We start from the raw sequence: 23630 nt of genomic DNA, 5'->3' as shown, positions 1-23630 counted from the left end.
TACATGAGAGCGATCTGGAAAGGCGCCATTGCGTTTGGGCTGGTCAACGTGCCGGTCAAGGTTTATGCCGCCACCGAGGACCACGACGTCAGCCTTCACCAGGTGCATGGCAAAGACGGCGGGCGCATCCGCTACCAGCGCCGCTGCGAGATCTGCGGCGAGGTGGTGGAATACAAGGACATCGCAAAGGCGTACGACGACGGCGAGCAGACGGTGGTCCTTACCGACGAGGATCTGGCCTCCCTTCCCGTGGAGAAAAGCCGGGAAATCGACGTCGTGGAATTCGTGCCCAGCGAGCAGGTGGATCCCATCCTGTTTGACCGGACGTACTATCTGGAGCCGGACTCCAAATCGACGAAGTCCTACGTGCTGCTGCGCCGCACCCTTGAGGACACCGACCGCACGGCTATCGTCCAGTTCTCGCTCCGGCAGAAGAGCCGGCTGGGTGCCCTGCGCGTACGCGGTGACGTGCTGACCCTCCAGACCCTGCTGTGGGAGGACGAGGTCCGGGAGGCCACCTTCCCCTCCCTCGACGAAAAGGTGCGGATTTCCGCCAAGGAGCTGGAGATGTCCTCGGCCCTCGTGGATTCCTTCAGCGGGGACTTCGATCCTTCCGAATTCACCGACGATTACCAAGAGCAGCTCAAAACCCTGATCGATGCCAAGCTCGAACAGGGAGAATCGCTCGACACGGAGGAGACCTTCGGCGGAGAATCCGAGGAGGACGAGGGCGGCAAGGTCCTGGACCTCATGGAGGCGCTGCGGCGGAGCGTAGAGAAGAACCGCGATAAAAAGAGCGGCACCGACAGTAAAAGCACCAAAGAGGACGGCACCAAGAAGGCTCCCGCCAAAACCGCGAACTCCAAAGGCACCAAAAGCACAGCCAAAACCCGGAAAGGCGCCTGACCGCTATGGCATCTCGCAATTTCTTCACGGACCGGTTCGGCCGGCAGACTGTTTTCAAGGTGCCCAACGGGCCGCTCATCGGCTGGGGCCTGTTTGGCGTGGCGTCCATGATGGCACTGACGCCCAGGAACGCCGGGCTGCTTAAGACCCTCAGCAAAGGCTGCCTGATGGTCTGGGCCCTTGGGGAGACCTTCCGAGGTGACAGCGGCTTCCGGCGCAGCATCGGTGCCGCCACCCTGCTGCACCAGGTCGCCGGCCCGGCAGACCGGGAAGCTGAAGCCGGCACGCCGAAAATGTCCGTCAGCAGCCGGCAGCAGCACTAGTCCGCTCGGGGCCGGCCGTACGGGATGGTCCCTACTGGCGGTATCCCTCGACTTCACCCACGGGCCGTTCCTGCGCCTCATCCGGGTTCTGCCCGGCGTCGGCCTTGGCCCGCCGCTGGCGGAGAAGGTCCCAGTACTGGTCCAGCTGTTCCTCCACCCGCCTGAGTTCCGCGGCGTGCTTCTCGGGTTCCGCACCCGGATCCGTCTCCCGCAGGGACTGCTCCTGCGCTACGAGTTCCTGGATCCGGTGCTGGATTTCCTGTTCGTCCATGGCTCCAACGCTAACCGGGGCGGGCGGCGGATTCCAGCATCGGACGCGGCAGCCCGGCTAGTTGGGAACTGATCCTTCACCGGGGTTCGGGTTGCTGCGGTACGAGCTCGGTTCGCTCTCACGTCCCAGGAAGATACCCAGCAGGATCATCACCACTGCCAGCACTGCGTGCAGCCAATTGTCCGCCGTGTTGAAGGGAACGAAGTTGGCGTCCGACTCCAGCGGGATGAGCAGCCCGTAAATGAAGAGCAGGGCGTAGAGGATGCCTCCTCCCAGCAAATAGAGCTTGGCCGAGGAGTGCTTTCGCGCCAGGGCCAGCCCGGCGAAGCCCAGCAGCATGTGGACCACGTTGTGGAGCACCGAGACCTGGAATATGCCCAGAAGTGCGGCTTCGGATGCGTAACCCGAGAAGTAAAGCTGGCTGTAATTGATGGTGGCCCCGGGAATGAACCCCAGGACTCCGATAAGCAGGAAAACAATCCCGAATGCAATTGCGGCTTTCTGCGCATTGGTCCTGCGCGCCGAGAGACCGCCGCTGGAACTGTAGCTGGGGTATGCCATGATGACTCCTCTGCTCCGCAGCACCGGAGAACCGGACCGGGAGGATTCGGTGATCAGGGCTTTAAACTGTTGCACAATTGGGGCAAGGTGGGAAGCATGCTGACTTTCCAGGACCATGAGGGGGTACCAGATGGGGTTTGCGCCTAAAACGGCAATAGTCACGGGGTCTGATTCCGGCATAGGACGCGCCGCCGCCGTAGCACTGGCCAAGGCGGGAATGGATGTGGGCATCACCTGGCATTCGGATGAACAGGGTGCCATGGACACTGCTGAGGAGGTCCGTTCGCACGGCCGCACCGCCGTCGTCGCCCATCTGGACACCACCGATCTCCCAGGGTGCGCGGACGTTGTGGATTCCCTGGCGGAGAAACTGGGCGGCCTGGACGTGTTCGTCAACAACTCGGGGACCGGGGACGGGCAGAAGTTCCTGGAGCTGGGCTATGACGCCTGGCGCACCACCCTGGACACCAACCTCAGCGGGGCCTTTGTCTGCCTGCAGCGGGCAGCTCAGCGCATGGTCGCGGCCGGCAACGGCGGCCGGCTGATCGCCGTCACCAGCGTCCACGAACTCCAGCCACGAGTGGGCGCCGCGGCGTATACCGCGTCCAAGCACGGCCTCGGCGGGCTGATCAAGACCATCGCCCTGGAGCTGGGCAGCTACGGGATCACGGCCAATTCGGTGGCGCCCGGGGAAATCGCCACACCCATGACGGGGCAGACGGACTCCGACCCGCAGGCCGAGGACCGCCCCGGCATTCCGCTGGGCCGGCCCGGCTATGCCACCGAGATTGCCGACGTCGTGGCCTTCCTGGCTTCACCGGCGTCGTCCTACGTCACGGGGGCCTCCTGGGCCGTCGACGGCGGCATGCTCCAGATGGGACCGCAGGGCGGCTCCCACATCACTTCGTCAGCTTGGCGGGAAGGATAACTTGAAATCTCTATGGCTCGATACCGCGCCCGTTATACCCTCTGATCCCTTCGACCCCGGGGCGTCCTACGACACCGTGGTGGTCGGCGCCGGACTCACCGGCCTCACCACGGCAGCCCTGCTGGCACGCAGCGGACAGCGCGTGGCCATCCTGGAAGCACGCACGGTAGGTGCGGTCGCTACCGGCAACACCACGGCCAAGGTTTCCCTCCTGCAGGGAACACAGCTGTCCAGCATCACGTCGCATCATAACGCGGAGACTGCCCGCCAGTATGTGGAAGCCAACCGGCAGGGACAAAGCTGGCTGCTGCGATTCTGCGACGAAAACGGGATTGGCTACGAGGTCCGGGACGCGTACACCTACGCCACCACCGAGCAGGGACTCAAGAGCCTGCGGAAGGAACACGAGGCAGCCAAGGAGGCAGGGCTCGACGTCGAGTTCACCACGGAGACCGAGCTTCCCTTTGAAACCACGGGCGCCCTGCGGCTTCGCGACCAGGCGCAGATCCAGCCGATGACTGTGCTTGCCGGCCTGGCCAAGGATTACCGCGCCCACGGCGGCACCCTGATCGAGGGCGTCCGGGTGACCGGCGCGCGCCACGAGGAGGGTGCCGGAATCAAGGTCGGAACCAGCCAGGGCGAGGTCACGGCGCGGCACCTGGTGCTGGCCACCGGCATCCCGATCCTTGACCGCGGCGGCTACTTTGCCGTCCTGAAACCCGAGCGTTCCTACGCAGTGGCCCTGCCGGTGACGGGAACGGTTCCGCAGGGCATGTACCTCTCCGTCGATTCGCCCACCCGCTCCCTGCGGACCGCGGAGGCAGACGGTATTTCCTACCTGCTCGCCGGGGGCAACGGGCACACGGTCGGGCGGAAAAAGCACACCCAGGAACTGGTGGACGATCTGGTGGACTGGACCGAGGAGAACTTCGCGGTGGGAAGCGCGGCCAGCTATGCCTGGTCGGCGCAGGATTACTCGCCGGCACGCAGCCTGCCCTACGTCGGGCAGTTGCCGCTGATGGGATCCAACATCTATGTAGCCACCGGTTACAACAAGTGGGGCATGACCAATGCCGTCGCGGCGTCTCTGGCCCTGAGCGCGGAGATTCTCGGCGGAGAGAACCCGTGGGCGCGCGAGCTGTACAAGCCCCGGGTGGCCCCGCTGGATGCCGCGTCCACCCTGCGTGACAACGCCGAGGTGGGGCTCTCCATGCTCACCGGCTGGGCCGCCGGACTGGTCAACAGCACCGACACGGCCCCGCCGGAGGGGCAGGGTGTGGTGTCCCGGGAGAACGGCAAGCCGGTGGGTACCTGCACCGTCGCCGGCGAGACCAGCCGGGTGTCGGCCGTGTGCCCGCACCTCAAGGGGGTCTTGAACTGGAACGACGCCGAACAGTCCTGGGATTGTCCGCTGCACGGCTCCCGGTTCACGGCCAAGGGAACGCTGCTGGAAGGTCCCGCGGTTAAGAACCTCGATCCCGCCTGATCTCCGGACCCGGTTTTAACCAAAGACTGCGGATGCCTTGCAGGCATCCGCAGTCTTTGCTTAACCAGCCGGGCGGCTAGAGGCCGGCCCGGGGTCCGCCGGATTCCGGGTCATCCATCGCCGGATCCGCGTCCGGGGCTGCCGCCAGCCGCGATGTGTCGGTGGAGGTAGGTCCTACGGGAGCCGTGCCGGCCGCGCCGGTGGCGGCATTACCGGGAGCGTCAACATTTCCCCGCCACGAACCCGTTTCCGATCCGCGGCTTTCAATGAATTCCTTGAAACGAGCGAGGTCGGCCTTGACCTGCCGGTCATCGGCGCCGACCACGGACCCCAGCTTCTCAACGATGTTTTCGGGATCCCAGTCCAGTTGGACGGTCACCCGGGTCTCGGCGTCGCCCAGGCGGTGGAACGTTACGACGCCGGCATGGGACTTTCCGTCCGTACTCTTCCAGGCGACCCGCTCATCCGGGTGCTGCTCGGTGATTTCCGTGTCGAATTCCCGCTCGACGCCGGCCACCTTGGTCACCCAGTGTGTGGTGGTGTCCGAAAGCTGGGTAATGGAGAGAACGCCGCCCATGAAGTGGGGGAAGGACTCGAACTGGGTCCACTGGTTGTAAGCGGTGGTAACCGGTACTGATACGTCGATTGACTCTTCTACGGTGGTCATGCTGTCCCTCCGGTAGTACGAATCCTGCCTTGGCCGGGCCGTTTCTCACAGGCCCCGTTTTCCTCACCGTACACAGGACGACAAGTCACTTCAACTGGAAGTAAGGTTGCTTATATTAGCTGTCCCGGGAACCGGTCCATTCTGTTCCGAGCTGCGTCCCGGGGTTAGGCTGGGGAACAATCCACCTGCCGGCGGCGCTGTGCACTGCAGTGTCCGGACTTTTTCCGGCAGGTGAGTCCAGTACTCATTTTTCGTCAATATCTGGAGGAAACATGAAGGCATCTGAAGAGCTGACCACCAACCTGCAGGCCGTCCTGGTGGACATGATCGAACTGCACCTGCAGGGCAAGCAGGCCCACTGGAACGTAGTAGGTAAGAACTTCCGGGACCTGCACCTGCAGCTTGACGAGATCATTGACGACGCGCGCATCTTCGCGGATGAACTGGCCGAGCGCATGCGTGCCCTCCGCGCCGTTCCGGACGGCCGAAGCGTGGCAGTGGCCAACGGCACCAGCCTGCCGCCGTTCCCCGCCGGACTGGTTGACACCAGCGATACCGTGACGCACGTGGTCGCCATGCTCGAGGCCGTCGTCAAGACCATGCGCGACGTGCACGACCAGGTGGACGAAGAGGATCCGACCACTGCGGACATCCTGCACGGCTTTATTGCCAAGCTGGAGCAGTACGCCTGGATGGTGGATGCCGAGAACATTTCCGCCACGGCAGAGGTAGTCACACCCGAAGACAGCAACCTGAAACCGACCCGCTAGGACTCCGGCTTCCGGGCCGGCGTATCCCTTTTCCAGGGGTGCGCCGGCCTTTGCCGTCCCCCGCACTGCCGGCATTCAGCTGCGCCCAGTGGCTCGGCTAACCCGCGATCGCCTGCCGTACTTCTTCCAGTAGATCCATCATGTGCGCCAGCGCGGCAGCGCCGTCGCCGGCGGCGACGGCGTCCGCCACCAGCACATGCCCCCGGAGGGCAGCCTCGCTCGGGTTCGCCGGCATCATGCCCTGCCGGGTGCGGCCGGTAAGCACTTCGGCAACCACGTCCTGAAGCGAGGCGAACATGTCGTTGCCGCTGGAACGCAGCAGCAACGTATGGAATTCAATATCGGCCTGCAGGAACTCATCCAGCTCCCCCGCTTCGCCGAGCCTTCGAAGCTCCGCGGCCAGCTCCACCATCCGGTCCCGCTCAGCTGGTGCCGCGTGACTGGCTGCGGCCGCCGCGGCTACCGGCTCCACCCCCACCCGCAGTTCGGTCAGGGTGCGGAACTGCTCCGCCCGGCCCGGCCCGGCCAGGCGCCACTTGATGATCCGCGGATCGAACACATTCCACAGCTGGGGTTCCTGCACCACAATGCCGACCCGGCGCTTGGAATACACCAGGTTCATGGACTCGAGGATCCGCATGCAGTCGCGGACCACGGTTCGAGAAACTCCGAACTCCTGCTGCAGCCCGTCAAGCGTGAGCCGGTCCCCCGGGGCAAGCACACCGGAGGTTATGTCCTGGCCCAGGACCTCGATGATCCGGGCGTTCAGGACCGCGGCCGGCGGGCCGGCATGTTCGTTCATATCCGCATCTTTCCAGCTACGTTCCTTTGTATATTCCCTAGAATGCATATGAGTGGGGGCGCCTAATCGGCGGGGATACCGCTGAGACCGGCCACCCGCCCCCTGCTTCAGCCTAGCCTCCGAGGCCCGCCTTTGATCAGCCGCCAACGGTGCCCCGATTCATCCGGTCCCGCTCCATCAGTTGGTGATACCTTTGTGCTCAGAAGTTCGGGTCAGCAAACCGGTCCGAACCCGCGACAACGGCGTCCCAAGGAGATTTCAATGTCCCAAACTGCACAGCACCTCGTCATCATGGGTGTTGCCGGATCGGGCAAAACCACCATCGCCAACCTGCTTTCCAAACGGCTCGGATGGATCGCCGCAGAGGCTGATGAGTTCCATCCGGCCGTTAATATTGCCAAGATGTCCGCCGGCGTCCCCCTGGACGACGACGACCGTTGGCCGTGGCTCTACGCCATCCGCGACTGGATGGGTGTCCAGGCGGAAAACGGCCGGTGCACCATCGTCACTTGTTCCGCGTTGAAACGCACGTACCGGAACGTCCTTGCGCAGGCAACCGGGGACGTTACGTTCGTCCACCTGGACGGGAGCAGCGAGGTGCTTGCCGAACGCATGAAAACCCGAAGCGGACATTTCATGCCGCCGTCCCTGCTTCCCTCGCAGTTGAGCACGTTGGAGCCGCTTTCACTGGACGAGGCCGGTATCCGGATTGAAATAACGGATTCTCCTGCGGAAATCGTGGAGGCCATTCTTAGGCACCTGGGATTCACAGTTGCCTAAGCACCTGCGCCCTCGGCCCAAGGTGAACGAAGGCCCGAAGAAACCGTGGAAAAATAGGTAGCTTCAATAAACTCTTTTGGCGCCTGCACCGCCCTCTGGAAGGACTTTTCAACCATGATGGGTGGCCACCATGCCGCTAGCGGCGCTGCGGCCTGGGTTGCCGTCGCCTCCACCGCTCCCCACGCCTTCGGCTGGTATCCGGTGACGCCGCTCGGCGTCGTCACCGGTGCCCTGTTGACCGCCGGCGCTGCCCTGCTGCCCGATCTCGACCATCACAGCGGGACCATTGCCCATTCCCTTCCCCCGCTCACCAAAATCCTTGCCCGCTTTACGGAGGCCGTCAGCGGCGGCCACCGGCGCGGCACGCATTCCCTGCTCGGGCTGGCGGTCTTCGTGGCGCTGGCGACAGCACTGGGCAAAGTGACCACCGAGGTGCCGGTCTTCGGATCAGTGGCGGTGGGCGCGGGGATCCTGTCCGTCCTGCTGATGGGATTTGCCTTCAAGGCGCTGAAAATCGCCGGCGGACCGGTTCGCAGCTGGTTCCTCGCCCTGGTTTTCTCGGGGTTCATTGCCGTCTATGCCCCGGAAAACAATGACTGGCTGCCGGTGGCGGTGGGCCTGGGCGTGGCAGTGCATATTGTCGGCGACCTCCTCACCCACCAGGGCGTAATGATCCTGTGGCCGCTGCGGATCAAACGCCCGCGGTCCCTGGTCCGATTCCCTGTTGTCAGTAAGCTCTGGCGGAGCAGCGGCTGCTTCTCGCTGCCCCTGATCGGCGCGGCCGGCTCATGGCGGGAATGGGCCCTGATGGTGCCCGTGACCATTTACGCGATTTACGGCGTCACCGTGGACGGCATGACGGCGCTGACCGGCTGGTCCCCCTATACCTAGCCCTTCCGGGGACGGGAGCACACCCGGGCGGGACTAAAGTTGAAGTGTGGAACTGGCTCTTTTTGCTGTAGTGGGTGTTGCCGTCATTGTGACGGTTGCTGCCTTTTCCAAACGCCTCGGGATAGCTGCACCGCTGATCCTGGTGGTGGTGGGGCTGGCGCTTTCCTACACGCCGGGCGTGCCGGAGTTCTCCGTTCCGCACGAATGGATCCTGATGGGGGTGCTGCCCCCATTGCTCTATGCCGCCGCGGTGAACGTCCCCGTGGTGGACTTCCGGCGCAACATCGGTGCCATTTCCTCGTTGTCCGTCTTCCTCGTCCTGTTTTCGGCTTTTGCCACGGGGCTCCTCCTTTACCTGCTGCTGCCGGACCTGAACTTCGCCGCCGCGGTGGCACTGGGCGCCGTCGTCAGTCCGCCCGACGCCGTCGCTGCCACTTCGATCGGAAAGAAGCTGGGTCTGCCGCCGCGCCTGGTCACGGTGCTCGAAGGCGAGGGGCTGGTCAATGATGCCACCGCCCTGGTGCTGCTGCGCTCCGCCGTCGCCGCCTCCGCCGGGGGCCTGTCGAGCATCTGGGCCGGCATCGGTGACTTCGGTTTCGCGGTCGTCGTTGCCGTTCTTGTCGGCCTGCTGGTAGGCGCGGCCACGGTCTATGTCCGATCGAAACTCTCCGATCCGGTCCTGGATACGGCAATCTCCTTTGTGGTTCCCTTTATTGCCTTCATTCCGGCGGAGGAAGCCGGGGCCTCGGGGGTCCTCGCCGTGGTCGTGGCCGGGCTGTACACCGGGCACCGCAGTGCCTCAGCGCTGACGGCGCAGGCCCGGATCAATGACAGCATCAACTGGCGGACCATCCAGTTCCTATTGGAAAACGGCGTTTTCCTCCTAATGGGACTCGAACTGCGGCATCTGGTGGAGAACATCGACGCCAGCCTCCTTCCGGTCCTCGATGCCGTACTGATCGGCCTGGCAACCACCGTGCTGCTGATCCTGCTGCGCTTCGCCTGGGTTACTCCGCTGATCTACCTGCTGCGGCTGAAGGTCCGTCACCAGGAACGGCGGACCAAGCGGTTCCGGCTGGGCCTGGACCGGATCAAGGCTGGCGGGCTGAACGACGATCGGCAGCGCAGGCGGCATCGGCGGGCCGAGCTGCTCTACCTCCGCCGCCGGGCCGACGTCGAGCAACTCGGCCGCGAGGGTTTGGGCTGGCGCGGCGGCATGGTGATCTCCTGGTCCGGTATGCGGGGCGTGGTGACCCTGGCCGCGGCCCAGTCCCTGCCGGAGCAGACCCCGTACCACGAGCAGCTGGTGCTGATCGCTTTCACGGTGGCCGTGGCAACCCTGCTGCTGCAGGGCGTCACCCTGCCGTGGCTGATCCGCCTCCTGGGGGTTCAGGGCCGGGATGTGGCATCGGACCAGAGGGAGCTGGCCAAGCTGCTGGACGAGCTCAGCGGTGCCGGGCTCAGCGTTCTGGAGCAGCCTGCGCAATGCCCGGGCGTACGCCGGGAGGTGGACCCGGATGTCGTCGAAAGGGTCCGCCAGAGCACCTTCCTCCGCAGCGAACTGGCCTGGGAACGGGTACGTGCACTCGGGGAAAATGAGGATCCGACGCCGCAGCTCCAATACCGCGTACTGCGCCGCGCCGTCGTCGAGGCCGAACGGGACCAGTTGCTGCTGGCCCGCCGTGAGGGACGCTATGCGTCCCGAACCCTTTCGGAGGCGCAGCGGCTGCTGGACCTGGAGGAATCCCGCCTCCGCCCGCGGCTGGGGGAACGCTAGCGGCGGTGTTCCCAGGCGCTGGACGGCGGTCTGGGCACCGCCGCCTCCGCGTTAGTCCTGGTGAAGCTGGAGGTAGTTGCCGCAGCCGTCGTCGAAAACCGCCTGGGCGCCCGTCGAATCAAGGGTGGGTTCACCGAGGAACTGGACGCCGAGCCCCGATAACCGCTCATACTCCGCCTGCACATCCGGTACGCCAAGCACCAGCACGGGCAGCTGCTCCCGGTACAGCCCCGTCCGGTACGCTTCGGCAACCGGGTTGTCGCTGGGTTCGAGCAGCAGCCCCGGACCACCCGGATCTTCAGGCGAACAGACAATGAACAGGTTGTACTCCGGCATGGCCATCAAGGGTTCCAGGCCAAGGGTACCCGTGTAGAACTCGTAGGCACGTTCCGGGTCGACCACATGGATGCCGCTCATTTTGATCCGCATCTGCGAAAGGGTACCTCCGGCCCCGGCCGGTGTCAGCAGTGCCGGATCAGCTGTGGAATCAACGGTGCTTCAACGGCTGCGGCGCGGTTTGCCGTTCTTGCCTGCGCCTTTTCCCTTGCCTGCGGGACGCCCGCCGGATTTTGCCGCGGACTTTGCCGCGGGCTTGGCCGCGCTCCGGGCCTGGCGCTCCTTGGTCCGCTTCTTGGCCGAGGACTTCTGTTCAGCCTGGATGGAGGGCTGGCGGGAGCTGTTCGCGGTCCGTCCCCGCACCACCCCGATGAACTCTTCGATGTCCGGCTCGTCCCGGTCCTGCAACCAGGCAATTCCGATCCGTGTTGCCGGAACACCGTTCACGGGCCGCGCTGCAACGTCCTTCCGGGAGTGCAGGCGGGCTACGGACATGGGGAGGATCACAACACCGCTGCCGGCGGCAGCCACCTCGAGGGCGACGGCGGCCCCGCCCATCTCGTCAATGTCCAGGATCGTCTCGCCGTCGAGATCGGCGAGGTCGACGGCGTCGAAGGCCGCCAGCGGGTGCTCCTTTGAGGCAGCGGCCACCGGCTGCTCTTCATACAGCGGAATCACGTTCACGCCGTCCGGGCGCGCGAAACCTTCGGCAGGAATACGGATAAACGCCAGGTCCGCCCGGTTGGAGGCAAGTTCCTCCAGCGCTGCGGGCTCCTCACACTGGAACGTCCTCAGTTCCTGGTCCTGCCGTTCACGCCAGCGGGTGATCCATTTGCCCGGCGTCACGCCCGGTACATAGGCCACGGTCAGCGGCCGCGACGTCGCCCCCTGCAGGGATGCTGATGTGTCTGTGGGCATCAAAACACCTTAGCCCACCGGGAGGTGGCGCGGCGGGCGGATACCCTTGGAATATGACCACCGAGAAATCTCCCCAATCCATGAAGCCTGCCACGGCAGCCAAGAAGCTGGGCATCTATCTGCCCGCAGCGCCGCAGGATTTCCAGGACGGTCCTATTTCGCGGGCCCAATTCGACGAACTGCAGTCCAATCCGCCTGAGTGGCTCACCGAGCTGCGCCGCACCGGCCCGCATCCGCGCCCCGTCGTGGCGCAGAAGCTCAACGTCTCGATCGGCGGTTTGACCCGCGCCGGTGTGACCGAGGCCCTGACCACCGAGGAAATCAAGGCACTGCTTGCCGAGCCTCCGGCCTGGCTGGTTGAGGAACGTGCGAGCTTTGCTGCCGTCCGTGCGGAAGCCCAGCGGGTAAAGGAAGCCGAAGCCAAGAAGGCGGAACGCGCCTAGGAGCTTCGGCTCTCCGGATTCGCAATACGCACATAAGGGAGGGGCTGCGCAGCTGCTGCGCGGCCCCTCCCTTTGTCCGTCTCCCCTGCTCCGGGGGATGACCACCCGGGACGCAAAAAAGAATGACCCCGGCCGTTTGGCCGGGGTCATTCTTTTCTATGTGCGCGAGGGGGGATTTGAACCCCCACGCCCTTTCGGACACTGGCACCTGAAGCCAGCGCGTCTGCCGTTCCGCCACTCGCGCATAAATGGTTTCCCGCGGCAACGCTGTGCGGACAATCTCACACGATCCAAGCGGATCCTGTCTCTGATCATTCGTTGCGTTTCCTCGGGAACAGCAGAATCAAGCATACCGGCATTTTGGCCAAACACCTAAACGGCCGCCGAGGCAACCTGAAAACCGCGCTGTTGCAAGGAATCGACGGCTGTTTCCCCGGCCGCTCAGGGGACCGGTGTGAAGCGGCAACCGGCTTGGCACATCGGCCGCGCCGGAACGCGGGGCGCCGGGACGGCGGTAAGACAATTATCTGCCGTCACCAGTACTATCGAAGTGGACGTATGTACCTGTGCCCTGCCGGAACCGGTCCCGAACCAGTCCCGGCGGACGATTCCGCCCGCACCCCGGTGACCGGGCAGGTACTGCAGACGAGGCAATTCACTGGACAGGACACGGAAGGAGACGAACTTGGGCATACTCGACAATGTCGAACGCGGCATCGAAAAGATTGTTCGTGGTGCTTTCGCGTCCGGTTCGTCCGGCCGTGTTGAACCGCTGGAGCTTGCCATCGCACTCCGCAAGGAACTGGATCAGCATTCCATGGTCCTGGGCCAGGGCCGGACGCTGGCACCGAATGTCTTTACTGTGCGGCTATCCACCTCGGACTTCACCCAGGCACAGAAGTGGGGCGCACCCCTGGCTGAAGAGCTCTGCGACGTGGTTATTAAGCACGCACGCAGCCAGTCCTACACACTTCAGGGCCCGGTACGGGTTTCGTTTACCCGCGATTCCTCCCTTAAGGCAGGGGTACTTGAAGTGGATTCATCCACTGAAAAGTCCCCCTCGGCCCAAGCCCGGATGCCCTCTCCTCCTGCACCCCGGCAGGGACCATCGGCTCGTATGCAGCCCGTCCTGGACGTTGACGGCCAGCGCTACACCCTCAACGCCCCCTCAGTGGTCCTGGGACGCTCCTCCGAAGCCGACATCCTCGTGGACGACACCGGTGTTTCACGCCGCCATCTGGAGATCCGTACCGAGAACGGTGCCAGCCGTGCCATCGATCTGGGGTCCACCAACGGCAGCTTCGTCAACGGCCAGAAAGTTCAAGGTGAAGCAGTGCTTACCGACGGATCCACAATCACCATGGGACGCACCCGAATCGTCTTTCGGCTGCTGCCTGTCCGGACCGGGGGACGTTAGTGCTCAGCGAATTAACTGAAACACTCCTGCGCTACGGCTTCCTGATCCTGCTGTGGATCATGGTGGTCAGCGTAGTCGGCGCCATCCGGCGCGACCTCGCCGTGGGCAGCCGCAACCGGACCGGGACCCCGACGGCCCGCCAGATCCGTAAAGACCCGAACCTTGAACAGCGTGCGCCGGCCCCCGGCAAGGTCACGCCGAGGGAACTCGTAGTGACGGAAGGCCCGCTGCGCGGCACCACACTCGACCTTGCCGCCAGCCCCATCCTGCTTGGAAGGGCACAGGAAGCAACCCTCGTCCTGGAGGACGACTACGCCTCCGGCCGCCATGCCCGCCTCTTCCCCCAGGGCAGCCGCTGGTTCGTTGAGGACCTTGGTTCAACCAACGGAACCTATCTCGGCGGAAGCCAACTTACCCGGGCGTTGCCCGTCGAACCCGGTGTGCCGATTCGCATCGGTAAGACGGTCATCGAATTGAGGCCCTGACAGTGGCCCTGGTCCTCAGATATGCAGCACGGTCCGACGTTGGAATGGTTCGTTTCAAGAATGACGATTCCGCCTACGTCGGCCGCTACCTCGCCGTCGTCGCCGACGGCATGGGCGGCCATGCAGGCGGCAACGTCGCCTCGGCCTCCACCGTGCTCGATCTGGTCCACTTGGACAGCAGCGTCCACGAGGATGAACCCCTGACCGTCCTTGCCGATGAAATCCAAGCGGCGAATTCGCTTCTGTCCGAGTTGGTGACCACCAGCCCCCAGCTCTCCGGCATGGGAACCACCGTCACTGCGCTGCTGCTGCATGAGCAGCGCCTGGCACTTGCGCATATCGGCGACTCCCGCGCCTACCGGCTCAAAGACGGCCGGTTCGAACAGATCAGCATCGACCACACCTTCGTGCAGCGGCTTATCGATGAAGGGCGCCTGCAACCCGAAGAAGCCGAAGTACATCCGCATAAGAACGTCCTCATGCGCGTGCTCGGTGACGTTGATGCCAGCCCCGAACTGGACCTGGCCACTTTCGACGTCGAGCCCGGCGAACGCTGGCTGCTGTGTTCGGACGGCCTTACTGCCGTCCTGCGCGACTCCGATATCGAGGGCGTTCTCCGCAGCACCTCAGACCTGCAGGAGTGCGTGGACACCCTGGTTGAACTCACCCTGGCCGGCGGATCTCCGGACAACGTGACAGTGGCAGTCATCGAAATAGCCGAGGACCCCGACGCCGCCTCCGCACCGGCAACCGCTCCTCTCTCCGAATTGACCTCCCGGGACAATGCGTACCGCCCGACGGCTGCGGTAGCCGCGGCGCCGCCCGTGACCGAGGACGAGTCTGGACCCCGCACGGAGAATACCGCTGCCCGCGACGACGCCGACGACGCCGAAAGTGAACGCGAACGCGCCCAGCTGATCCGCCAGGATCTGGCCTCCCGGCCGCACGTATTGGTCGGCGCGGCTTCCCTTGCCACCGAGACCGGTGAAATTCCGATCGTCACGAAGCGGTCCGCCGAGCGGCGCGCTGCCCGCATGCTGACCCACAAGGCGGAATCCGAGCAGCAGGGAGAGCAGGAGACCGGGGATTCGCCCCGTACCGGTTGGAAGCGCTGGCTGCTGCCGGCATTCCTGACCGTGGTTGCGCTGCTGCTCGCCGTCGTCGTGTGGCTCGGCTACACGTGGACGCAGACCCGCTACTACGTGGGCTCCTATGAAAACCGGGTCGCCATCTACAACGGTGTCTCCCAGACCATCGGACCTATCCAGCTCTCGCATGTCACCGACGTCTCCGACATTCCGGTGGACAGCCTCTCCGAATATCACCGGAACCGGGTGGAGGACACCCTTCCTGCCCGGGATCTTGAGCATGCCGGCGAGATAGTCAGCGAGTTGCGGGACACCGCCAAGGCGGTCCTGTGTCCGCCGGTAAACACCGATTCCCCGACTGCTGCGCCTTCACCGGGTGCAACTGCTGCGCCCGAAACCGACCAGAACAGTGCCTGCGGAGGTGAGCAGTAATGTCGGATGTCCTCACCGTGCCTAAACCGCGCCGGAACATCGAAGCCCTCCTCCTCCTCGTTGCGCTCCTGGTCGGAGTGGGAGCCAACATGATTGTCGGCCTCGACGAAGACCGTGCCTTCGACTCCGATTTCTGGGTCCAGGGCGGGACGCTCATGGCCCTGGTAATCATCTTCCACCTCGTGCTGCGCTTCCGTGCCAAATATGCCGATCCGGTAATACTTCCCATTGTGACTGCCCTTAACGGCATCGGGCTGGCCATGATCCACCGCCTGGATATCACCAACGGCGATGATGCAGCTGACCGGCAGCTGTTGTGGAGCACAGTGGCCGTGGCGGCCGGAATCGCCGTGCTGTTCATCATCAAGGACCACCGGATCCTGCGCCGCTACACCTATATCTCGTTGATCGTCAGCGCGATTCTGTTGCTCCTTCCGCTGATGCCGGCACCCGTGGGCCGCGAGATCAACGGGGCCCGGATCTGGATCAACGTTGGCATCGGAACCTTCCAGCCCGGCGAGATCGCCAAGATCACCCTGGCCATATTCTTCGCCGGGTATCTATCCACCAACCGTGACCTCATCCTGCTCGCCGGACGGAAGGTCGGGCCGCTGCAATTCCCGCGCATGCGGGACCTGGGCCCCATGCTCGTGGCCTGGCTCGTCAGCATCGGCGTGCTGGTCTTCCAGCGGGACCTTGGCTCGTCCATCCTCTTCTTCGGCCTGTTCATGGCCATGATCTACGTCGCCACCAGCCGCGTGAGCTGGGTACTGATCGGCGTGGGCCTGCTCGCGGCGGGCGGATTCGTCGCCCTCCAATTGTTCAGCCACCTGCAGGCGCGCATCCACGGCTGGCTCAACGCCTTTGATCCCGAGGTCTACAACGGGGCCGGCGGCAGCTACCAGGTAGTGCAAGGGCTCTTCGGCCTGGCCAGCGGTGGGCTTGTCGGTACCGGTTTGGGACAGGGCCGCCCGGATCTGGTGACCTTTGCGAACAGCGATATGATTATTGCCGCCCTCGGCGAGGAACTGGGCCTGATCGGCATCTTCGCGATCGTGCTGATGTTTGTGCTGCTGGTATCCCGCGGATTCCGTGCCGCCCTGGGTACCAAGGACGGTTTCGGGAAGCTCCTGGCATGCGGGTTGTCCTTCATCATTGCCTTGCAGTGCTTCGTGGTGATCGGAGGCGTTACGCGCCTGATCCCGTTGACCGGATTGACCACCCCGTTCATGTCGGCAGGCGGATCATCGTTGCTGGCCAACTGGATCATCGTGGCGCTCCTGCTCATGATTTCCGACGCTGCCCGCCGGCCCACGCCTACCGGCCCGCTGGCCACCGATATGGTCCCCGCCATGTCCGATTCCCGGTCCGGCGCTCCTGCCCGTACCCGGCGTTCCCCTAAGGGAGGAGACGAATGAACCAGGCTATCCGTAACAGCTGGGTAGTGGCCCTGGCAATGTTCGTGCTCATTCTCGGTTCGCTGACCTACGTGCAGTTCTTCGCCGCTGAGAAGCTCAACACCAACCCGAATAACAACCGGGCCCTTTACCGTGATTTCGGCGAACCCCGCGGCTCCATCCTTGTGGACGGCAAGGCGATTGCCGAGTCCGTTCCCTCGGACGACCAATTCAATTACCAGCGGGTCTACAACAGCCCGGAGCTGTATTCGCATCTGACCGGGTATTTCAACCTGAACAACACCACGCAGCTGGAAATGACCATGAACGACGAGTTGTCCGGCAACAGCTCCCAACAGTTCAACGACAAGCTGGTCCAGCTCTTCTCCGGTGCCCAGAGCCAGGGTGCTTCGGTGGAACTGACCATCGATCCGGAACTCCAGCAGCTGGCCTACGACCTTATTCCCGACGGCCAGAAGGGATCCATCGTCATGATGGACCCGAAGACGGGCGATATCCTCGCCATGGTCTCCAAGCCCACATATGACACCAATCTCCTGGCCGGCCATGACACTGCGGTGCTGGGTGCCAACATGGAGGCCCTGACCTCCCAGCCGGGACTGTCGCCCTATACAAATCCGGCCACGCAGTCCCTGCTGGCCCCCGGGTCCGTCTTCAAACTCGTGGACACGGCAGCGGCCTTGGAGTCTGGAAAATACGACGCCGAATCCGTGATCCCGAATCCGCCGGAACTCCCGCTGCCCGGAACCAACATCTCCCTTCCGAACTTCACCACGGGCGCCTGCTCGGCCCGGTCCGAGGCAGACTTCGCCTTTGCCCTCGCCTGGTCCTGCAATACCGTCTTCGCCCAGGTGGCACTGGATCTGGGGCAGGACAACATCGCAGCGCAGGCCAAGAAGTTCGGTTTCGATACCTCCCTCCAGATCCCCAACGAGGTTGTGGCCAGTCATTTCCCCGAGAACGAGGACGAGGCGCAACTGGCCCTCGCCTCGATCGGACAGGGAAGCGTGACCGCCACCCCGCTGGAGGTCGCCATGATTTCCGCAGCCATCGCCAACGACGGTGTGCAGATGACCCCCAACCTGATCCGCAGCGTCCGCGCTCCCGATTTGTCCGTGATCGATGAACCGAAGCCCACTGAATTGAATACTTCCGTCAGCCCCGACACAGCCCGCCAGCTCACCGAGTGGATGGTCGGCGTCGTAGACAACGGCTCGGCCAAATCTGCCCAGGTCCCCGGATTCAAGGTGGCCGGCAAGACCGGCACGGCCCAGGTGGACGGCCGGGGAGACAATGCCTGGTTCACCGGCTTCGCGCCGGCCGACGATCCGCAGGTGGCCATTTCCGTTGTTATGGAAGACGTGGACCTGGCCACCGGTGCCCAATTGACCACTCCAAGCGCGCAGAAACTCCTAGAGGCGGTGTTGAATAAGTGAGGCCTACATCGGGTATCACCTTAGGCGGCAGGTTCCAGCTGACCGACCGTATTGCCATTGGCGGTATGGGCGAGGTCTGGAAGGCACGGGACCTTGTCCTGGGCCGCATTGTTGCCATCAAAATCCTCAAGGAGGAGTACACCGGGGATCCGGGCTTCCTTAACCGTTTCCGGGCGGAGGCCCGGCACACCGCACTGCTCAACCATCCCGGCATTGCCAATGTCTTCGACTACGGCGAAGAGGACGGTTCGGCGTACCTGGTCATGGAACTTGTTCCGGGCCAGCCGCTGTCCAGCATCATCGAGCGCGACAAGGTGCTCTCGCCCGACCGGACGCTGTCCATCATCGGCCAGGTCGCCACTGCGCTTGCCGTAGCCCACAACCAGGGTCTGGTGCACCGCGACGTGAAGCCGGGCAACCTGCTCATCATGCCCGACGGCAAGGTCAAGATCACCGACTTCGGGATCGCCCGCCTGGCCGACCAGGTGCCGTTGACCGCCACCGGTCAGGTCATGGGCACTGCCCAGTATCTGGCTCCGGAGCAGGCCACCGGACAGCAGGCGACGGGTTCCAGCGACATCTACGCGCTTGGTGTCATTGGCTACGAACTCCTTGCCGGCCGCCGTCCCTTCTCCGGTGAATCCCAAATCGCGATTGCCCTGGCACAGGTCAACGACACGCCTCCGCCGCTGCCGGAAACCATTCCGGAACCGGTGCGTGCCCTGATTATGTCCATGCTGGCGAAGGACCCGGCGGACCGTCCGGCCGACGCCGAGTCGCTGGCCCTTGCTGTCGCCGCCATCCGCCGCGGAGACATCCATGCAGCGCAGGAAGCCGTCCCCGGCATGCTGCTCTTCGGATCCTCCACCGGCGCGGTTACGGCCCCGGTGCCCACCACCGGTACGTCAGCCACCCGCGTGGTGGACACCGCACCTTCGACGTCGGCACTGCCCACGGTCGCCGGCGCGTCCGTGGCCGATGCCCGCACGGGTGAGCTTGCCGCGTCCCGTGAATGGACCGACGAAGACGATGTCGATTACGACGACGGCGCCCCGGGGGACGTCGAAGAGGAAAAGCGCCGCAGCCCCTGGACGATCCCGCTGATCGCCTTGCTCGTGCTCATTCTGGCCGGCGTCGTGGCGTTTTTCGTGCTCACCGGCTCCGAGGGAGACGAGGACCCGGCCCCCGCCGCGAGTTCGTCAGCCACCAGCTCGCGCAGCCCCTCGCCTTCCAAGACCACAGCGAGTGCAACCCCGTCCGAAACACCCGACGAAATCCGCATCGATTCGGCCACCTACGAGGGCCGGCCCGTAAACGATGTCTACTCCGAGCTGATTGCCCTGGGCCTTCAGGTGGAACGCCTGCCGGTCTCGGACGCGACCATCCCGGAAGGTTCCGTCATTGAGGTCAATCCCTCCGGAACGTTGAGCCGCGGGGATGCCGTGACCATTATCTACTCCTCGGGCCCGGAACTTGTTTCCGTCCCTGCCCTGACAGGACAGCCTGAGGCGGCGGCACGCCAGCGCATCGTCGATGCCGGCCTGATGCCGGTCAACGGCGGCACCCAGCAGTCCGATGCCACCCCGGGCACCGTCGTGGGGGTCAATCCCACCGAAGGCGCTACCGTGGCGCGTGGCTCTTCCGTCACCTACTACATCGCAGAAGCCGCCCCTTCAGCTCCGGCACCGGCTCCGCCCACCTCGACTCCTTCCGCCCCGGCGGCTGGGAACGGCGCCGGGACTGGATCCAATCCGGATACCGGTACCAGCCTGAATCAACCCGGCGGCGCCAGCATGACCGGCCCTACAGGCAGCAGCTAAGAGACCATGAGCGCAGAATTCCTTCGAGGGCAGCCCACCCTCAACACTGATAACGTCCTGAACGGGCGGTACGAGGTGGGTGAACTGATCGGACGCGGCGGAATGGCCGACGTCTACCTTGGGCGGGATATACGCCTGGGCCGGACCGTGGCTATCAAGGTGCTGCGGCCGGACCTGGCCCGTGATCCGCTGTTCCAGTCACGATTCCGGCGCGAAGCACGAGCCGTGGCGGGGCTGAACCACCCCTCCGTTGTGTCCGTATATGACACCGGCGACCAGGAGTCCGCCTCGCCGCGGGACGACGTGCGGCTGCCCTACATCGTGATGGAATACGTTCCGGGCCGGACCCTGCGCGACCTGCTCAAGGCAGACGAGCTCACCATCGAGAAGTCCATTGACTATTCCCTCGGAGTCCTCGCCGCCCTGGATTACAGCCACCGCTCCGGGATCGTCCACCGCGACATCAAGCCGGCCAACGTTATGGTGACCGCCGACGGCGGGGTAAAGGTCATGGACTTCGGCATCGCACGTGCCATGGCGGATTCAGCCGCAACCATGACGCAGACCCAGGCCGTAGTCGGTACCGCACAGTATCTCTCTCCCGAGCAGGCCCGCGGCGAAACCGTGGATGCCCGCAGCGACCTCTACTCCACGGCATGCCTGCTGTTCGAGCTGCTTACCGGCCGGCCTCCGTTCATCGGTGAAAGCCCCGTCTCCGTGGCCTACCAGCACGTCCGCGAACAGCCCGTCACGGCCAGCAGCCTGAACCCCGAAGTTCCAGCCGCCCTCGATGACGTCTTGAAGCGCGGGCTGGCCAAGGACCGCGACCACCGTTATCAGACCGCCCGGGATTTCCGGGAAGCTCTGCTTTCGGCGCGCGACGGCGGACCCGTCACCGCTGCAACGCAGGCAATCTCCGTGGCACGGCCGGCGGACCCCGCCACGGTTGCCATGACCCCTGCTCCCGAGGAGGAACCCCGGACACGGGCCATGGCCAAAGTGCTCGCCGGCGGATCGCTCCTTTCGGACGATGACCATCCCCGGACGGAAGACCACCCGGTCCTTCCCATCGGATCCACCGGCGACCGCGACCCCCAGCAAAAGGCCCGCCGGCGGGCCTGGATCACCGTCTTCAGCATTCTTGTGGTCCTGGTCCTCGCCGTCGGCGGATTTGTCGGATGGAACATGATCAATGCCAAACCCGCCGCACCCGTAACGGCAGCCGTACCCCAGGTCGAGGGCAAATCCCAGACCGATGCCATGAACGCCATTATCAGCGCGGGCTTCCAACCACCCCGGATCAGCGAGGAATACAGCGACAGCGTGGCCGAGGACCTGGCCATCCGCACCACTCCGGCGGGTGGCGCTGAGGTCGTCAAGGATGAGAGCATCACGCTCTACATCTCCAAGGGGCCTTCCAGCATGGTCATCCCGCAGGACCTGGTGGGAATGACGGAATCGGGCGCCCGCGACGAGCTTCGCGGGCTCGGCCTCAAGGGCGGGGCCACGATCGGGGGCAACAGCTCCACCATGGAGTCGGGACGAGTCCTCGGCACCGACCCTGCTATCGGCGAGACCGTCCCGGCAGACAGCGAAGTCGACATCGTGGTGTCCACCGGACGGGTAACCGTTCCGAATCTCGAGGGGATGCCTTGGGAGCAGGCCCAGGAGAAACTACTCGATCCGGCGCTCCTCCTGACTCCCAAACGAACGGAAGTCGAATCCGCCGATGCGGCACCCGGCACGGTCATCGCGCAGAGTGTTCCCGGCGGCACGGACGTGGCCCCCGGAACTTCCGTGGTCCTGTCGGTTGCCAAGGCGCCGGCTCCGGAACCGACGCCTGCTCCGACAGCCTCGCCGTCCAGCACGCCCGCCACCCCGCCGGGACGGCGCTAGGCGCGGGCGGGAGTCCCGGCCTGCGCTGAGCTCGAAATGAGCGGGCTCAGCGTGGCCGCGTGGGCCGCCGCTCCTGTCAGTCCGGCTGACTCCAGCCAGTTGCCCAGCATCCGGTAGCCGCCCTCGGTGAGGACGGACTCGGGGTGGAACTGGACGCCGGACAGCGGTGCTGCCGCATGCTGCAGACCCATGATGATTCCGCTGGCCGTTCGCGCCGTCACCCGCAGCTCGGCGGGAATGCTGTCGTTGACAGCCGCCAGCGAGTGGTATCGAGTGGCGGTCAGCGGACTGGGCAGTCCCGCAAAAACATCCTCGCCGCCGTGTTCCACGAGCGAGGTCTTCCCGTGCATCAATTCAGGCGCGTGCGTTACCGTGCCGCCGTATGCCTCCGCCAGCGCCTGGTGGCCCAGGCAGATGCCGAGCATCGGCGTTGCAGTCGCTCCACACCAGCGGATCAGGTCTACCGACACACCCGCCTCGCCCGGAGTGCCCGGGCCCGGGGAAACCAGCACTCCGTTGTGGCGGGCAGCCAGCTCAATCGCTGACTCCACACTCAGGTCATCATTGCGGATCACCGTGGTCTCCGCCCCGAGTTCCTGCAGATAGCCCACCAGGGTATAGACAAAGCTGTCATAGTTGTCGACCACCAGGATCCGGGTGCTCATGGTGCTAGGAACCGCCAATCGTTGAATCCGTCAGTGAGGGAAGAAGGCTGGTCTCGGCAAGCCAGGGGAAGACATACTCCATCAGGGCCAGCACGGCCGCGGCAATCAGCACCGCGGAGAGCAGAATCCGGAACCACAACGGTCCGGGAAGGTGCCGAAACAACCATCCATACATTTTAGCGACCTCCGGAGGCATTGGCGGCAACGACGTCTGCGATAGCCGGCGGGGGACCGGCGGACAGAGGCTGCCAGGAGTCCAGCCGGGCGTAGGCGATGATGCGCTCCTGGGAGCCGAAACGCGGGTTGCAGCTGGTCAGGGTAAGGAACCGTTCGCTGGGGATCGCTGCGGGCTCTGTCGGGACGGCTGCGATCACATCGACCCGGTCGGGCAGCACTATCTGGGTATTGCGGTAGACGTAGTCGTAGTAACCGTCCGCCGTCTGAACGTAGATGTGGTCTCCGGGTACGAGGGTGTGGATGGGATCCAGGGCCTTGCCGTGGGTCTGCCGATGGCCTGCAACGGCGAAGTTCCCAACCGCCCCGGGCATCGCGGTATCCGGATAGTGGCCCAGCCCCAGGCGGTCCAGCACGGCCGTCCCGACACCGCTGGTCACCGGAGCGGCATAATCCGCCCCGAAGCGGGGAACATAGACGACGGCGAATGTCTCGCCTTCCTCGGTTGGCGGGTCCAGGACCACCGGATCTCCGTAATCCTGGGGCGAGGAAGCCGGCGGCGGAACTGCGGGGAGGTCGAAGTCCTCGAACAACCCGTCGATGGCCTCCTGCTGGGCCCGGTTTGAGTCAATGTTGGTCCACCAGAGCTGCCAGGCGACAAACAGCGCCAGGACGATTCCCAGCGTGATCAGGAGCTCTCCGGCTACCTGGACCACCATCCGGCCCTTTCCTCCCGTACGGCGCGGGGAAACACTACGCCGACGTCGGTGCTGCGTGGTGGTAACGGATGGCTCGGCCAACGCTCTCCTTTTGGCTGGTACCGGTATTTCACGGCCTCAGGGAACCCGGGACAGCTTGGCCGCGGAATTCGCTAGGATAATCAGAATAGGGATGACCCTAACAGGTCCGCGCATTGAAGGAGACTTCTCCTGCTCGGGAT

Annotated in this window: 24 protein-coding genes, 1 tRNA gene and 1 pseudogene; 16 read left to right on the top strand and 10 right to left on the bottom strand. The window is 64.5% G+C overall.

Going from position 1 to position 23630, the window contains the following annotated elements:
* The first annotated feature begins 3 nt into the window (after window positions 1-3).
* Together NNX34_RS05830 and NNX34_RS05825 are read left to right on the top strand one after the other, a co-directional pair.
* The gene (locus NNX34_RS05830; protein WP_255765542.1) at window positions 4-906 is read left to right on the top strand and encodes a Ku protein; all 903 of its coding nucleotides are present in this window, start codon (window positions 4-6) and stop codon (window positions 904-906) included.
* Between the two features lie 5 nt (window positions 907-911).
* The gene (locus tag NNX34_RS05825) at window positions 912-1229 is read left to right on the top strand and encodes a hypothetical protein (RefSeq protein WP_255765541.1); all 318 of its coding nucleotides are present in this window, start codon (window positions 912-914) and stop codon (window positions 1227-1229) included.
* Window positions 1230-1260: 31 nt separating this feature from the next.
* Here NNX34_RS05825 and NNX34_RS05820 read toward each other — a convergent pair whose 3' ends face one another.
* Both NNX34_RS05820 and NNX34_RS05815 read right to left on the bottom strand, forming a co-directional pair.
* Window positions 1261-1500, bottom strand: coding sequence for a DUF2630 family protein (locus NNX34_RS05820; protein ID WP_255765540.1), 240 nt, complete (start codon window positions 1498-1500; stop codon window positions 1261-1263).
* A 57-nt stretch (window positions 1501-1557) separates the two neighbouring features.
* The gene (locus tag NNX34_RS05815) at window positions 1558-2061 is read right to left on the bottom strand and encodes a DUF4383 domain-containing protein (protein WP_255765539.1); all 504 of its coding nucleotides are present in this window, start codon (window positions 2059-2061) and stop codon (window positions 1558-1560) included.
* Between the two features lie 130 nt (window positions 2062-2191).
* On the opposite strand from NNX34_RS05815, the gene NNX34_RS05810 reads away from it, so the two are divergent.
* On the top strand, window positions 2192-2989 hold the full coding sequence (locus NNX34_RS05810) for an SDR family oxidoreductase (protein WP_255765538.1): 798 nt from the start codon (window positions 2192-2194) through the stop codon (window positions 2987-2989).
* A 1-nt stretch (window position 2990) separates the two neighbouring features.
* The gene (locus tag NNX34_RS05805; RefSeq protein WP_255765537.1) at window positions 2991-4475 is read left to right on the top strand and encodes an FAD-dependent oxidoreductase; all 1485 of its coding nucleotides are present in this window, start codon (window positions 2991-2993) and stop codon (window positions 4473-4475) included.
* Between the two features lie 223 nt (window positions 4476-4698).
* On the opposite strand, the pseudogene NNX34_RS05800 reads toward NNX34_RS05805, so the two are convergent.
* A pseudogene (locus NNX34_RS05800) lies at window positions 4699-5142 on the bottom strand (SRPBCC family protein); the annotation flags it as partial.
* Window positions 5143-5414: 272 nt separating this feature from the next.
* Here NNX34_RS05800 and NNX34_RS05795 point away from each other — a divergent pair.
* Entirely contained in the window at window positions 5415-5912 is a 498-nt protein-coding gene (locus NNX34_RS05795) for a Dps family protein (protein ID WP_255765536.1), read from the top strand.
* 97 nt (window positions 5913-6009) lie between these two features.
* Here the strand turns inward: NNX34_RS05795 and NNX34_RS05790 are convergent, their stop codons facing one another.
* Entirely contained in the window at window positions 6010-6714 is a 705-nt protein-coding gene (locus NNX34_RS05790; protein ID WP_255765535.1) for a FadR/GntR family transcriptional regulator, read from the bottom strand.
* Between the two features lie 261 nt (window positions 6715-6975).
* Here NNX34_RS05790 and NNX34_RS05785 point away from each other — a divergent pair, with 261 nt between their 5' ends.
* From NNX34_RS05785 to NNX34_RS05775, 3 genes are all read left to right on the top strand, one after another.
* Window positions 6976-7494, top strand: a complete 519-nt coding sequence (locus NNX34_RS05785; RefSeq protein WP_255765534.1) for a gluconokinase — start codon at window positions 6976-6978, stop codon at window positions 7492-7494.
* Window positions 7495-7608: 114 nt separating this feature from the next.
* Entirely contained in the window at window positions 7609-8385 is a 777-nt protein-coding gene (locus NNX34_RS05780; protein WP_255765533.1) for a metal-dependent hydrolase, read from the top strand.
* Window positions 8386-8431: 46 nt separating this feature from the next.
* The gene (locus NNX34_RS05775) at window positions 8432-10162 is read left to right on the top strand and encodes a sodium:proton antiporter (RefSeq protein ID WP_255765532.1); all 1731 of its coding nucleotides are present in this window, start codon (window positions 8432-8434) and stop codon (window positions 10160-10162) included.
* Between the two features lie 51 nt (window positions 10163-10213).
* Here NNX34_RS05775 and NNX34_RS05770 read toward each other — a convergent pair whose 3' ends face one another.
* Entirely contained in the window at window positions 10214-10591 is a 378-nt protein-coding gene (locus NNX34_RS05770) for a VOC family protein (RefSeq protein ID WP_227920447.1), read from the bottom strand.
* A 69-nt stretch (window positions 10592-10660) separates the two neighbouring features.
* Complete coding sequence (locus NNX34_RS05765) at window positions 10661-11416, bottom strand: LysR family transcriptional regulator substrate-binding protein (protein WP_255765531.1); 756 nt, start codon at window positions 11414-11416, stop codon at window positions 10661-10663.
* Window positions 11417-11496: 80 nt separating this feature from the next.
* Between NNX34_RS05765 and NNX34_RS05760 the strand changes: the two genes are divergently transcribed.
* Complete coding sequence (locus NNX34_RS05760; RefSeq protein WP_255765744.1) at window positions 11497-11859, top strand: DUF5997 family protein; 363 nt, start codon at window positions 11497-11499, stop codon at window positions 11857-11859.
* A gap of 161 nt (window positions 11860-12020) precedes the next feature.
* On the opposite strand, the gene NNX34_RS05755 is transcribed toward NNX34_RS05760, so the two are convergent.
* Window positions 12021-12103: transfer RNA gene (locus NNX34_RS05755), tRNA-Leu, on the bottom strand.
* 441 nt (window positions 12104-12544) lie between these two features.
* Between NNX34_RS05755 and NNX34_RS05750 the strand changes: the two genes are divergently transcribed.
* The 7 genes from NNX34_RS05750 to pknB are packed head-to-tail and all read left to right on the top strand — an operon-like array spanning window position 12545 to window position 21851.
* The gene (locus NNX34_RS05750; protein WP_255765530.1) at window positions 12545-13276 is read left to right on the top strand and encodes a DUF3662 and FHA domain-containing protein; all 732 of its coding nucleotides are present in this window, start codon (window positions 12545-12547) and stop codon (window positions 13274-13276) included.
* Window positions 13277-13335: 59 nt separating this feature from the next.
* On the top strand, window positions 13336-13761 hold the full coding sequence (locus NNX34_RS05745; RefSeq protein WP_227932940.1) for an FHA domain-containing protein: 426 nt from the start codon (window positions 13336-13338) through the stop codon (window positions 13759-13761).
* A 44-nt stretch (window positions 13762-13805) separates the two neighbouring features.
* Entirely contained in the window at window positions 13806-15281 is a 1476-nt protein-coding gene (locus tag NNX34_RS05740) for a PP2C family serine/threonine-protein phosphatase (RefSeq protein WP_255765529.1), read from the top strand.
* On the top strand, window positions 15281-16699 hold the full coding sequence (locus tag NNX34_RS05735) for an FtsW/RodA/SpoVE family cell cycle protein (protein WP_255765528.1): 1419 nt from the start codon (window positions 15281-15283) through the stop codon (window positions 16697-16699). The genes NNX34_RS05740 and NNX34_RS05735 overlap by 1 nt, the downstream gene beginning before the upstream one ends.
* The gene (locus NNX34_RS05730; protein WP_255765527.1) at window positions 16696-18135 is read left to right on the top strand and encodes a penicillin-binding protein 2; all 1440 of its coding nucleotides are present in this window, start codon (window positions 16696-16698) and stop codon (window positions 18133-18135) included. The genes NNX34_RS05735 and NNX34_RS05730 overlap by 4 nt, the downstream gene beginning before the upstream one ends.
* The gene (locus NNX34_RS05725) at window positions 18132-19955 is read left to right on the top strand and encodes a protein kinase (RefSeq protein ID WP_255765526.1); all 1824 of its coding nucleotides are present in this window, start codon (window positions 18132-18134) and stop codon (window positions 19953-19955) included. The genes NNX34_RS05730 and NNX34_RS05725 overlap by 4 nt, the downstream gene beginning before the upstream one ends.
* A 6-nt stretch (window positions 19956-19961) precedes the next feature.
* The gene (pknB, locus tag NNX34_RS05720; protein ID WP_255765525.1) at window positions 19962-21851 is read left to right on the top strand and encodes a Stk1 family PASTA domain-containing Ser/Thr kinase; all 1890 of its coding nucleotides are present in this window, start codon (window positions 19962-19964) and stop codon (window positions 21849-21851) included.
* Here the strand turns inward: pknB and NNX34_RS05715 are convergent.
* The 3 genes from NNX34_RS05715 to NNX34_RS05705 are packed head-to-tail and all read right to left on the bottom strand — an operon-like array spanning window position 21848 to window position 23409.
* On the bottom strand, window positions 21848-22516 hold the full coding sequence (locus tag NNX34_RS05715; RefSeq protein WP_255765743.1) for an aminodeoxychorismate/anthranilate synthase component II: 669 nt from the start codon (window positions 22514-22516) through the stop codon (window positions 21848-21850). The genes pknB and NNX34_RS05715 overlap by 4 nt on opposite strands.
* A gap of 4 nt (window positions 22517-22520) precedes the next feature.
* Window positions 22521-22691, bottom strand: coding sequence for a hypothetical protein (locus NNX34_RS05710; protein ID WP_255765524.1), 171 nt, complete (start codon window positions 22689-22691; stop codon window positions 22521-22523).
* Window position 22692: 1 nt separating this feature from the next.
* Complete coding sequence (locus NNX34_RS05705; protein ID WP_255765523.1) at window positions 22693-23409, bottom strand: class E sortase; 717 nt, start codon at window positions 23407-23409, stop codon at window positions 22693-22695.
* Window positions 23410-23630: the final 221 nt, after the last annotated feature.

This window comes from Arthrobacter sp. zg-Y1116 (assembly GCF_024385485.1).
In the GTDB taxonomy this organism is placed as follows: domain Bacteria; phylum Actinomycetota; class Actinomycetes; order Actinomycetales; family Micrococcaceae; genus Arthrobacter_B.
Note: the sequence above shows the minus strand (reverse complement) of the source record. Positions and strands in the feature narration are given on the sequence as shown.

Coding starts and splice junctions, on each gene's coding strand:
- NNX34_RS05810 (WP_255765538.1), top strand. CDS start 2,192: ATGGGGTTTGCGCCTAAAACGGCAATAGTCACGGGGTCTGATTCCGGC.
- NNX34_RS05710 (WP_255765524.1), bottom strand. CDS start 22,691: ATGTATGGATGGTTGTTTCGGCACCTTCCCGGACCGTTGTGGTTCCGG.
- NNX34_RS05820 (WP_255765540.1), bottom strand. CDS start 1,500: ATGGACGAACAGGAAATCCAGCACCGGATCCAGGAACTCGTAGCGCAG.
- NNX34_RS05715 (WP_255765743.1), bottom strand. CDS start 22,516: ATGAGCACCCGGATCCTGGTGGTCGACAACTATGACAGCTTTGTCTAT.
- pknB (WP_255765525.1), top strand. CDS start 19,962: ATGAGCGCAGAATTCCTTCGAGGGCAGCCCACCCTCAACACTGATAAC.
- NNX34_RS05790 (WP_255765535.1), bottom strand. CDS start 6,714: ATGAACGAACATGCCGGCCCGCCGGCCGCGGTCCTGAACGCCCGGATC.
- NNX34_RS05735 (WP_255765528.1), top strand. CDS start 15,281: ATGTCGGATGTCCTCACCGTGCCTAAACCGCGCCGGAACATCGAAGCC.
- NNX34_RS05740 (WP_255765529.1), top strand. CDS start 13,806: ATGGTTCGTTTCAAGAATGACGATTCCGCCTACGTCGGCCGCTACCTC.
- NNX34_RS05785 (WP_255765534.1), top strand. CDS start 6,976: ATGTCCCAAACTGCACAGCACCTCGTCATCATGGGTGTTGCCGGATCG.
- NNX34_RS05730 (WP_255765527.1), top strand. CDS start 16,696: ATGAACCAGGCTATCCGTAACAGCTGGGTAGTGGCCCTGGCAATGTTC.
- NNX34_RS05770 (WP_227920447.1), bottom strand. CDS start 10,591: ATGCGGATCAAAATGAGCGGCATCCATGTGGTCGACCCGGAACGTGCC.
- NNX34_RS05795 (WP_255765536.1), top strand. CDS start 5,415: ATGAAGGCATCTGAAGAGCTGACCACCAACCTGCAGGCCGTCCTGGTG.
- NNX34_RS05780 (WP_255765533.1), top strand. CDS start 7,609: ATGATGGGTGGCCACCATGCCGCTAGCGGCGCTGCGGCCTGGGTTGCC.
- NNX34_RS05830 (WP_255765542.1), top strand. CDS start 4: ATGAGAGCGATCTGGAAAGGCGCCATTGCGTTTGGGCTGGTCAACGTG.
- NNX34_RS05815 (WP_255765539.1), bottom strand. CDS start 2,061: ATGGCATACCCCAGCTACAGTTCCAGCGGCGGTCTCTCGGCGCGCAGG.
- NNX34_RS05745 (WP_227932940.1), top strand. CDS start 13,336: ATGGTGGTCAGCGTAGTCGGCGCCATCCGGCGCGACCTCGCCGTGGGC.
- NNX34_RS05765 (WP_255765531.1), bottom strand. CDS start 11,416: ATGCCCACAGACACATCAGCATCCCTGCAGGGGGCGACGTCGCGGCCG.
- NNX34_RS05825 (WP_255765541.1), top strand. CDS start 912: ATGGCATCTCGCAATTTCTTCACGGACCGGTTCGGCCGGCAGACTGTT.
- NNX34_RS05705 (WP_255765523.1), bottom strand. CDS start 23,409: ATGGTGGTCCAGGTAGCCGGAGAGCTCCTGATCACGCTGGGAATCGTC.
- NNX34_RS05760 (WP_255765744.1), top strand. CDS start 11,497: ATGAAGCCTGCCACGGCAGCCAAGAAGCTGGGCATCTATCTGCCCGCA.